9 protein-coding genes and 1 pseudogene are annotated in these 10,400 nt (G+C 33.0%); 2 read left to right on the top strand and 8 right to left on the bottom strand.

Annotation, left to right across the window (positions count from 1 at the left end):
• Positions 1-611: 611 nt before the first annotated feature.
• Positions 612-1,613 (bottom strand): zinc dependent phospholipase C family protein, encoded by a 1,002-nt coding sequence (locus tag IR213_RS15460; RefSeq protein WP_194313197.1) that lies wholly within the window; start codon positions 1,611-1,613, stop codon positions 612-614.
• Positions 1,614-1,701: 88 nt separating this feature from the next.
• Here IR213_RS15460 and IR213_RS16430 point away from each other — a divergent pair.
• Positions 1,702-1,817, top strand: a pseudogene (locus IR213_RS16430) (bifunctional metallophosphatase/5'-nucleotidase); the annotation flags it as partial.
• On the opposite strand, the gene IR213_RS15455 reads toward IR213_RS16430, so the two are convergent.
• From IR213_RS15455 to rpsF, 7 genes are all read right to left on the bottom strand, one after another.
• Positions 1,803-2,498 (bottom strand): hypothetical protein, encoded by a 696-nt coding sequence (locus IR213_RS15455; protein WP_194313196.1) that lies wholly within the window; start codon positions 2,496-2,498, stop codon positions 1,803-1,805. The pseudogene IR213_RS16430 and the gene IR213_RS15455 sit on opposite strands and share 15 nt — an antisense overlap.
• Before the next feature lie 12 nt (positions 2,499-2,510).
• Positions 2,511-4,514 carry an NAD-dependent DNA ligase LigA gene (gene ligA / locus IR213_RS15450; protein WP_194313195.1) on the bottom strand — a complete coding sequence of 668 codons (2,004 nt, stop codon included), beginning with the start codon at positions 4,512-4,514 and terminating at the stop codon, positions 2,511-2,513.
• A gap of 75 nt (positions 4,515-4,589) precedes the next feature.
• On the bottom strand, positions 4,590-5,063 hold the full coding sequence (locus tag IR213_RS15445) for a DUF6495 family protein (protein ID WP_194313194.1): 474 nt from the start codon (positions 5,061-5,063) through the stop codon (positions 4,590-4,592).
• Between the two features lie 75 nt (positions 5,064-5,138).
• Positions 5,139-8,294 (bottom strand): TonB-dependent receptor, encoded by a 3,156-nt coding sequence (locus IR213_RS15440; RefSeq protein WP_194313193.1) that lies wholly within the window; start codon positions 8,292-8,294, stop codon positions 5,139-5,141.
• Positions 8,295-8,388: 94 nt separating this feature from the next.
• Positions 8,389-8,829 (bottom strand): 50S ribosomal protein L9, encoded by a 441-nt coding sequence (gene rplI, locus IR213_RS15435; protein WP_194313192.1) that lies wholly within the window; start codon positions 8,827-8,829, stop codon positions 8,389-8,391.
• A 68-nt stretch (positions 8,830-8,897) separates the two neighbouring features.
• Positions 8,898-9,194, bottom strand: a complete 297-nt coding sequence (gene rpsR, locus IR213_RS15430) for a 30S ribosomal protein S18 (protein WP_007138295.1) — start codon at positions 9,192-9,194, stop codon at positions 8,898-8,900.
• A gap of 5 nt (positions 9,195-9,199) precedes the next feature.
• The gene (rpsF, locus tag IR213_RS15425) at positions 9,200-9,541 is read right to left on the bottom strand and encodes a 30S ribosomal protein S6 (RefSeq protein ID WP_194313191.1); all 342 of its coding nucleotides are present in this window, start codon (positions 9,539-9,541) and stop codon (positions 9,200-9,202) included.
• A gap of 166 nt (positions 9,542-9,707) precedes the next feature.
• On the opposite strand from rpsF, the gene IR213_RS15420 reads away from it, so the two are divergent.
• Positions 9,708-10,301: a LytR/AlgR family response regulator transcription factor gene (locus IR213_RS15420; protein ID WP_194313190.1), complete on the top strand. Its 594-nt coding sequence runs from the start codon at positions 9,708-9,710 to the stop codon at positions 10,299-10,301.
• Positions 10,302-10,400: the final 99 nt, after the last annotated feature.

The following is a 10,400-nucleotide window of genomic DNA, read 5'->3' as shown; positions in this document are numbered from 1 at the left end:
GCAATTCTTCTGAAATATAGGGAGGTAGGTTTTTTATTTTACAAAATAATCCTAGCATTTACTAGGGTTAAAAGGAATTTATTGCCTAAATCTTAGTTTTGTCGGTCGATAGTGATAGGAAATGCAATTTACAAGCGCATTATACAAAATGAACCTATACAAGTCAAAAATCGACTGATACAACCTACAATAAAAAAAGTTATATAAAGAAAAACGCTTATAACGGATGTTTAAAATCCTGTTACAAGCGTTTTTTATCGTCTAAAAAACGACGCTAATCAAAATAAGCGATGTTTTTCAGCGCCCTCGATAAACTGCCCTCATTTTTCGTATGTGTATCAAATCTATTGCTAGTTGGTTGCTCCTCAGCAGAGCCAATGTCCTCTTCAATTTGACGGAGGTAATTTAACGAATCTAAAATGAAAAATCACCAACTATTTTTGACCACATTACCTATATAAAAAAACCCGCCTCTATTTTTAGACTGCCCCAAAAAAGTTAGACACTATTTGGGGGTATTTTTATGGAAAGAAAAGTCAAGTATGATTATGCATTTAAGCTTGAATGCGTAAAATTAGTATTAGAAAAACATTATTCTTGCAATTATGTTCCTAAAAATCTTTTTCGCTTTCTAAACCAAAAAGTTTTCCATTATTCCAAAGCTTAAAATCTTGTTTTAACCTTTTGGCATTGCGTTTGGTTTGTTCTTTAAAATCTAAATCATCGAGATTTGGCTTCCCTGCATTTACCCATGCAGTATACCAAAAATTTGATGTAACAATTATTGACTTTCTAATCTGTTTTTCGACCATTCCATTTAGAGCCTCATGAAGGTTTGTAGTATAATCTTTAGAAAAAATTAAATCATTAAACTTGTTTTTTGAAATATTTCCATTTCCATCCGTTACATACAATTTATCAACGGTATACTTTTTCCTTAATTGTCTATCCGTCAATAATAAGGGTTCAACTAAACTATGAGAATCCTGAATCATTGTCCATATTGCTAAATCAATATTGGCAATATATTGGGATTCTTCAGTATGGTAATTGTAATTTTTGCCAAACATTTCAAGAATTCCTGATTCAAATAAAGCATGAATACCTTTTTGGTTGGTCAATTGACCGTCATGATTGACTGAGGTATGCAAAGGCATATTTGCATCTCCAATATAGTGACCCAAATCAGCTGCCAAAAATAAAATTTCAGTTTTACGTTTATCTTTGAAAGCTTTTGTCAACTTTGTCATCACATCTTGAATATACCAAGGTAAAATTCCGTTGCTGGATAAAAATTTCTCGTCATATTTCTTCTTTGCATCATCAAAATTATGTGGAATAGAATCAAAAGAACCAAAATTTTCCATATCTATAAAATGACGAGGATTTTCTGACTTGTCTTTCAATGTATATTTTCGTAAATCCGGAACAGTTGATTCTTGGGTAATAAAATCAATATGATTATAGAAAAAGGTTTGCAATGGCTTTGGAAGTGACATAACTGCTGCATTATTAATATGCTCATGCCCAAAAATCCCCCATGATAAGGAAACAAAAGCAATACAAATTATAGAAAAGGTAACAATTGTAGGTTTAATTTTGGATGTACTCATTATTGTTGTTGATTTATATCGCAAATGTATTTTATATATCAGCAATAAAAAAATCTAGTATAAGTTTTTAATAATAAAACTTGGATATAAGGAAGTTTTGGTAAACCAAGTGGGGGGTGTTACGGAATAAATCTGGGACGAATTGATTTTTATTTTGATAATGACAAGTACGGATCTTCTGTTGAAAAATCAATTATCGTTTAATTTTTCTATTACTCTAACAAATTTATAAAAGGCATAATAGACCGCCACATTCAAAATCATTGCCAATGGTCTGAAGCTTAAAGAAGAAAGATCTGATAAATAATACTTCTCGATAAAAACAATAAAATATTGGGTAACAGATAAAAGTCCAAAAATAAAAAACCAAGGGGCATTTTTTTTACCATTATCCATTACATAATCTGATAAAGTTATTCCGGCAATTATGGAAATCAAAATATTTTGGATAATCAAAATCCCATAACTTCTAGCTGTTATCTCACATGTTATAGACAATAAATAGAAGAAAAAAAACAAAAAAGGAATCATTCCTATAAGCAAAGGAATATAATCCTTGAGTTTTATTAATTTGATGATATAATAAATTATCAATAATCGATGTACGAAAAAGGCAATCAATCCCAAAAATAACATTTTTTCAGTGTCATAAATAAAAAACACATTAGTAATCAAGGAAAATAATATTGTCACGAAAAAAAGTAGGTTTCTTTGGTTTGAAGTATTCCAATAAAGCACCATTAACACTATTGAAGTTAGTGGTTTAAAAACAAATAAGGCAGGTTTGTATGAAAAAAGTTCTGAGGTAATTTCAACCCCTGCTATTGCAAAATAAAAAACTGTAATAAGTTTTTCGAGATTGCTTTCTTTTTTAAAATTCTCCATTGTTTCCTAATATTAGTCTTTATTAATCAATTCCATAAAGTCTGTTTCTGAAATTATTGGAATGTTTAGCTTGACCGCTTTTTCTAACTTGGCAGGTCCCATATTTGCACCAGCAACTACATAATCAGTTTTTGTAGAGATAGAACTTCCTACTTTCCCACCATTGTCTTCGATTGCTTGTTTTAAATCGTCTCTCGAAAATTGTTCAAAAACGCCTGAAACAACGAAGGTTTTTTCAGAAAGTTTATTAGTGGCATTCGGATTTATAATTTCGATAGTTTCAAATTGCACTCCGTAACTTTTCAATCTTTCAATTAAACGTCTATTTTCCTGATTTTCGAAAAAATCAATCACACTTTGTGCAATTCGTTCTCCAATTTCATCTACCAAAACCAAATCCATCATAGTAGCCTGACTTAATGCATCAATGCTTTTATAATGTTTGGCTAGTTTTTTAGCCACCGTTTCTCCCACGAATCGAATTCCAATAGCGTACAAAACACGTTCAAAAGGAACTCTCTTTGAATTCTCGACTCCTTTAACCAAGTTTTCTGCCGATTTTTGGGCCATTCTTTCCAATGGCAGAATTTGCTCAACAGTCAACTCATATAAATCTGCATAATTATGAACTAATCCATTATTGAATAATAAAGCTACCGTTTCTCCTCCAAGCCCTTCTATGTCCATTGCTTTCCTGGAAATATAATGTTGAATCCTTCCGATAATTTGTGGTGGACAACCATAAAAATTTGGGCAATAATGATTCGCTTCACCTTCGCTTCGAACTAATTCTGTGTTGCATTCTGGACAATGGGTGATATATTTTGTTGGAACGGAATCATCTGGTCTTTTGCTGAAATCAACAGCAATAATTTTCGGTATAATTTCCCCTCCTTTTTCCACAAAAACGGTATCACCAATACGGATGTCTAATTTCTCGATTTGGTCAGCATTATGCAAGGAAGCCCGTTTCACTATTGTTCCCGCTAATTGTACGGGTTCTAAATTTGCAACAGGAGTTATCGCACCGGTTCTTCCCACTTGATAGGAAATTGAATTTAATCGTGTAGAAACTTGTTCTGATTTAAATTTGTAAGCAATTGCCCAACGAGGTGATTTAGCAGTAAATCCTAATTCATCTTGATGTTCGAACTGATTTACTTTTATTACAACTCCATCCGTTTCATAGGGCAAATTATGTCTGTGAACGTCCCAATAATCTATATATTGAAAAACTTCTTCTAAATTGTGAGCTAGCTTGGCTTCTTTTGGAACTTTGAAACCCCAATTACGTGCGGTTTCCAAACCTTCAAACTGAGAATCAAATGGTAATTTATTTCCAATGATAAAATACAATAGACAATCCAAAGGTCTTTTCGCAACCTCAGCACTGTCCTGCAATTTTAAACTTCCCGAAGCTGTATTTCTAGGATTTGAATACGGTAATTCCCCAATTTCAATTAATTCCTGATTCATTTTTTCGAACCCTGCAAAAGGCAAAATGATTTCGCCGCGCACATCAAATTTATACGGAAAATCTCCTTTCAACTTTAACGGAATTGATTTTATAGTTTTGATATTATTGGTAACATCATCGCCTTGAACTCCGTCACCACGGGTTACGGCACGTTTTAATTTTCCATTTTCATAGGTTATGGAAATAGATGCTCCGTCGTATTTCAATTCGCAAGTATACTCCAAAGGAACTTCTCCAAGCACTTTTTGGATGCGTTTTTCCCAATCCAACAATTCTTCTTTGGAATAGGAATTATCCAAGGAATACATTCTGTAGTCGTGTTTTACAGTTTCAAAGTTTTTTGTAATGGTGCCTCCTACACGTTGCGTTGGAGAGTTTTCATCAAAGAATTCTGGGTGTTTGTTTTCTAACTCTTGAAGCTGTTTTAATTTCAAATCAAATTCAAAATCAGAAATTGTTGGCGTATCCAACACATAATAATTGTAGTTGTGTTGATTGAGTTCATCCCGTAGTTTTTGAATCGTATTTTGAATATCCATAGAAAATAAAATTGGCTATTTTAGCTTTTAAAATAAAGGACTAAAATAACCAATTTAATAGAAAAAACGATAAAATTACGATTCAATAATCGAATTTATTTGTTTGAATAATTGTCCATCACTTAAAAACGCCCCTTGCTGTATCAATCCAAAAATAGAAGTATTGCGTTCTTCAGTAAATACTTTTTTACCGGTCTTGATTTCAATGGTTTCGGTAAACATATTTTCGCTTAGCCATTGCAAACCCTCTTTGGTCAAAAAATCAATTTCAGAAACCAATGATTTCAGCACAATCGATTGGATATAAGTATCAAAACACTGAAAAAGGAAAATATGATTTTTGGAAAAATGTTCTAAATATTCGGCTCTGCCAAGAACTCCTTCCCAAACCAAATCTGAAAAAACATCCAGTTCTTGTTCGGCAACTTCTGGTTTTTCAGTTTTAATTGTATCCCATTCCGCTTTATCAATGGCTTGTGTTGCAAGGAAATTGATGAATTCTTGATGTAATTCTTCAAATTGTTCTTTTGTTAGTCTGGTGTATTTCATTTAAATTTAAATATTTGATAAGCATAAAAAAAGCCCTCTCGAATGAGAGGGCAAATTTAAAACTTTTATGTTTTATTAGAAAATATATCTAACACCAAATTGCGCTTGCCATCTTGAAGCCAAACTAGCATCATAATTGAAGGTTTTGGTTTGTGAACTGTTAAAGGTATAAGTTGGAGTGTTTCCGGTAACTGAAACCCCAATTGGCTGTACACTTGTTGGAACTTGTACCAATCCCCAGTCAGAGTTCAGCAGATTTCCTAAATTTAACACGTCAATACTAAATTGAATTGTATTTTTTTTATTTGAGGCTGACGAAATTTTAAAATTATAATCTTGGATGATTTTAACATCCCATTTTCCTCTCCAAGGAGACAAAGCTCCGTAACGTTCAGCATATTGTCCTCTTCTTCCGTCCAAATATTTATCTTGTTTGATATAATTATCAAAAGCCGTCGATTGTCCAGGACCAGAAAAATTCAAACTCCCAATTTCTGCTGTTGTTGGGATATAAATTAGATCATTCACGCCAGAACCATCATTATTAATATCACCACCATAAGTGTAACTAAATCTTCCACCCTGTGCATATTCGAAGAAAGTAGAAACAGTCGTGGCCCATTTATCATTGTTTCCATATTTCCATTTTTTTGAAGCTACACCAATAAAGCGATGCTTGTCACCATATTTAGAATTAGAAAGAACATCATCATTTACATTTCCTAAAGCCGGGTTAAAATTAAAAGCATCACCCGTAATTTCAGCCTCTATTGAGTTTACATCCAACGATTTCAAATAGTTATAAGCCAAACTTGTATATAATCCATTATCAAATGTTTTTTGAATTTTTACAGAAGCATTTAATGCACTTCCTTTTTGAGAATTGGTCAAAACATAAGCGTGTGAAGTTGCCGGAAAACCATAATCTGTCCAAACACCGTGATCAGCATTACCGTAAATCGCTCTATTATCAACTCCAGCTAAACTTGAAGTAGGTTTTTTTAACCCCCAGTCTTGAACGTGAACTGCGTTGATATCTTTGTTATATGACACATCAACAGTTGCAATATAATCATTTTTAAATTTATGGTCTAATCCTAAACTAGTTCTAAAAACCTGTGGAAATTTAAAATTTGGTTCTACGACTTCATAGAAAAATGGATCAGTCCCACTAACTTGATTTCCTATCCAAACAAATGGCAGTTTTCCCGTAAAAATTCCGGTTCCTCCACGAAGTTGTGTCGTTTTATCGCCATTTACATCCCAGTTGAAACCAAATCTTGGCGACCAAAGCAATGCGTTTCCAGGAAGTTTTGTAGAATCAAAATGTACAACAGCCCCATTTTTAGGATTATAATAATCAATATTAGGTAAATAACCTTCTGAATTATCAGTATCAATAAATTTTTGAACCAATTCAGGAGTATTGAAATACAATGGTTTATCAGCTCTTAATCCCAAAATCCATTTAAAATTATCGTTGATGCTAAATTCATCTTGAATATAAAAGGCTAATTGTCCCACGGTAGTTTCTGATAAATTCCATCCGCCGTTTTTTCCAGCCTCAATTTTTCCTCTTGCATCGAATGTAGCTTTCGCAGCTGATAATTGAGTAGCATAATACCCGTTAGCAATATTAGCATTAAAACCAGCCAAATCAACACTACCAAAAACATCAAAACCATAACCTTTAAGGTTGAATGAATTTTTGAATTCGAATTTTTCGAAGGAACCACCAAAAGTTATGTTATGCTTTCCTACGATATAATTTAAATTGTCGGTTACCTGGAATACTTTTTGGTCCAACTTATTATTTATAGAAAAAGGTTCATGCCCAGCAATAATATATGGAGAGCCATCTTTTGTAATTGTTATTACTGGAGCTGGCGCAGAAAATGGATTCCTAAAGTCGTTAAAGTGCGTGTAGCCCGCTTGCAATTTATTGGAAACCGCTTCACTAAATTTGGAATTCAATTCTATTAAAAATGAATCTAATTTATTATTTATTTGATATCCGGAATTTTGAAACTGCAGTGTGTTAAAATCTGGTCCTCTACGAAATATGGCTGTTGGATGTGCCAGTTTATCTTTTGAAGCGTCCAGAAAATTATAAATAACTGCCAATTTATTGTTGTCGTTAATATTCCAATCTAATTTTATTATTCCTTTGCTAGAATTAGAATCGTGAGTAAATCCTTGGTAAGCCCCTGTATTATAACCTAATTTTCCTAATTCTGTAGAAACATGAATTAAATCAGTAGCCAAAACCCTAGACTCATTTACGCCAGTAGTTCCGTTTCCATCATTGGCAACAACGCTTGACCCCAAATCACTTCTTTGGTCAATTTCATAATTTCCAAAAAAGAACAACTTATTTTTGATTATTGGACCACCAATGCTAAATCCAGCCTGCGATTGAGTTAATGAAGGAACGAATATTTTTTCGCCTTTCACCTTACTACCCGTTAAGTCCTGATTTCTATAGAAAGCGTAAGCAGTACCATGAAATTCATTAGTACCTGATTTTGTAACTGCATTTACTGAAGCCCCCGTAAAGCCAGATAATGTCACATCATAGGGAGCAGTTGCCACCTGAATCTGATCAATGGCATCAATTGAAATAGGATTAGAATCTGTTTGTCCTCCTGGAGTTGCGGCATCCAATCCGAAAGGATTATTGAAGACTGCTCCATTCAAGGAATAATTATTATATTGATCGTTTCTACCCCCAAAAGAACCTCCGCTGGCCGTTGGTTCCAAGCGAGTAAAATCGGCAACTGATCTGGAAATGGTAGGTAATGAAGCTAACTCTTTTCGACCAATTGTAGTTTCGGCACCAGTTCTTCCGCTTCCGAAAACTTTACTTTTAGAAGCAGTAATTACTACCTCCTCCAGTTTTTGACTTTCATCCTTTAAAAGTACGTCGAGGTTAAAAACCTTTCCTAAATCAAGGTAAACATCATTAAACTCCTGGGTTTGATATCCCACAAAGGTTACAACAATTTTGTAAGGCCCACCAATTCTCATATTGAGGATATTGAACCTTCCGTCGGCATTTGACAACGCAGAGTACTTGGATCCTGTTGGAGTATGAACCGCCTGTATGGTCGCTCCTGGAAGCAACTCTAAATTAGACCCCTTCACAATTCCTTTAATACTGGATGTCGTGGTCTGACTGGTCATTGCATAAAGACCAAATACAAAAAACAATAAAGTAAAAATTTTTCTCATAAATTTTGATTTTAGTTATATGCCAAAACTAAACAAAAAAAAATCACCCTAAAGAGTGATTTTTTTATTTTATAAACAAAGTGTTAACAAAATGTTATTTTTCCGCTATAATTTCATAAGGTAGTTCAACTACAACATCTCTATGTAATCTGATGCTTGCAGCATATTTACCAGTTCTTTTAACAATACCGCTAGTGATAAATTTTCTTTCGATTGTTTGACCCGCTTTTTCTAAAGCTTCAGCTATATCAATATTTGTGATAGATCCAAAAAGTTTTTCTCCACCCGCTTTTGCGAAAATTTTAATTTCCAATGCTTTCAAGGTTTCAGCCAATGCTTTTGCATCGTTTACAACCTTAGCTTCTTTATGCGCTCTTTGTTTTAGATTTTCAGCTAATACTTTCTTTGCAGAAGGAGTCGCTAAATGACCGTGACCTTGTGGGATTAAAAAGTTACGACCGTAACCGTTTTTTACATTTACCACATCGTCTTTAAAGCCTAAATTTTGAACGTCTTTTTTTAATATAATTTCCATGTTGTTGTCCTTATGTTATTAGAAGTTAGTCCCGCTGAAGCGGGACAACAAACTGTTGTTTTTTAATATTATTTTAGCAAATCCGCCACATATGGCATTAACGCTAAGTGACGTGCTCTTTTTACGGCTACTGACACTTTTCTTTGGTATTTTAATGAAGTTCCGGTTAAACGACGAGGAAGAATTTTTCCTTGTTCATTAACGAATTTCAATAAGAAATCGGCATCTTTATAATCAATATATTTGATACCTGATTTTTTGAAACGACAATACTTTTTGGTTTTGTTTGTTTCTATATTTAAAGGAGTAAGATATCTGATATCTCCGTCTTTTTTTCCTGAAGCTGATTGTTGTAATGTTGCCATAATGATTAAGCTTTTGCAGATTTAAGTTTAGTTCTTCTTCTTTCAGCCCATGAAATAGCATGTTTATCAAGACTTACAGTCAAGAAACGCATAACTCTTTCGTCACGTCTAAATTCGGTTTCAAAAGCAATTAGGACTTCTCCTGCTACTTTGAATTCAAATAAGTGGTAAAAACCAGATTTTTTGTTTTGGATTTCGTAAGCCATTTTTTTAAGGCCCCAATCCTCTTTCGATACCATTTCAGCTCCACGGCTAGTAAGAAAATCTTCAAATTTGCTTACTGTTTCCTTTACCTGAACTTCAGATAAAACGGGATTTAAAATGAAAACAGTTTCATAATGATTCATAAATATGTATTTATTTGTTAAATTGGCTGCAAAAGTAATTATTTTTTTTTATTAAACAAACAAAATTAAAATTTAATCGTCATAATGCAAAAAAAGCCGATAAAGATTAGGTTATATTAAAAAAGCATAGTACTTTTACTATCCCAAATCTTAAATAATATAAATTATGAAACTAAATTGTGTCGTTGTAGATGATAGTTCCATTCAGAGAATGATCATAACAAAGTTAGTAAATAATCATCCAAATCTACATTTAATTGGTGATTTTTCTAACGCAATTGAAGCAAAAGGCTGTATGACCATACACAATGTGGACTTGATCTTTTTAGACATTGAGATGCCTGTCATTAGTGGTTTTGATTTTTTGGATGGTTTAAAAACAAAACCCCAAATTATTTTCATCACTTCCAAGGCTGAGTATGCAATGAAAGCATTTGATTATGATGCAACTGATTACCTTCAAAAACCTATCGCAGTAGATCGATTTAATGCCTCTGTAAAAAGAGCCATGGATTTGCATTTGCTAAAATCTGAAATCCACGAAGAAGATGGTGATCACATTTTTATTAAAAGTAATCTAAAAAAACTAAAAATTTTTACAGCTAAAATAAAATGGATTGAAGCTTTTGGCGATTATGTAAAAGTGGTTACCGAAGACGACTGTAATCTAGTTCTTTCTACAATGAAATCTTTCGAAAAAGACCTATCAAAAGACAAGTTTGTCAGAGTGCATAAATCTTACATTATTAATCACTACTAACCGATTAATATTTTTAAACAGAAAGGGCTACTTTTAAAAGTAAGCCCTTTTTTTCATATATTTTGAGTGACAAAAAACAAAATTTATGAGTTCCAAAGA

It is taken from the genome of Flavobacterium soyangense, from assembly GCF_015277675.1.
Lineage (GTDB): Bacteria > Bacteroidota > Bacteroidia > Flavobacteriales > Flavobacteriaceae > Flavobacterium > Flavobacterium soyangense.
This window is presented reverse-complemented; position numbering and strand designations above follow the sequence as displayed.

Coding starts and splice junctions, on each gene's coding strand:
- IR213_RS15460 (WP_194313197.1), bottom strand. CDS start 1,613: ATGAGTACATCCAAAATTAAACCTACAATTGTTACCTTTTCTATAATT.
- IR213_RS15455 (WP_194313196.1), bottom strand. CDS start 2,498: ATGGAGAATTTTAAAAAAGAAAGCAATCTCGAAAAACTTATTACAGTT.
- ligA (WP_194313195.1), bottom strand. CDS start 4,514: ATGGATATTCAAAATACGATTCAAAAACTACGGGATGAACTCAATCAA.
- IR213_RS15445 (WP_194313194.1), bottom strand. CDS start 5,063: ATGAAATACACCAGACTAACAAAAGAACAATTTGAAGAATTACATCAA.
- IR213_RS15440 (WP_194313193.1), bottom strand. CDS start 8,294: ATGAGAAAAATTTTTACTTTATTGTTTTTTGTATTTGGTCTTTATGCA.
- rplI (WP_194313192.1), bottom strand. CDS start 8,829: ATGGAAATTATATTAAAAAAAGACGTTCAAAATTTAGGCTTTAAAGAC.
- rpsR (WP_007138295.1), bottom strand. CDS start 9,194: ATGGCAACATTACAACAATCAGCTTCAGGAAAAAAAGACGGAGATATC.
- rpsF (WP_194313191.1), bottom strand. CDS start 9,541: ATGAATCATTATGAAACTGTTTTCATTTTAAATCCCGTTTTATCTGAA.
- IR213_RS15420 (WP_194313190.1), top strand. CDS start 9,708: ATGAAACTAAATTGTGTCGTTGTAGATGATAGTTCCATTCAGAGAATG.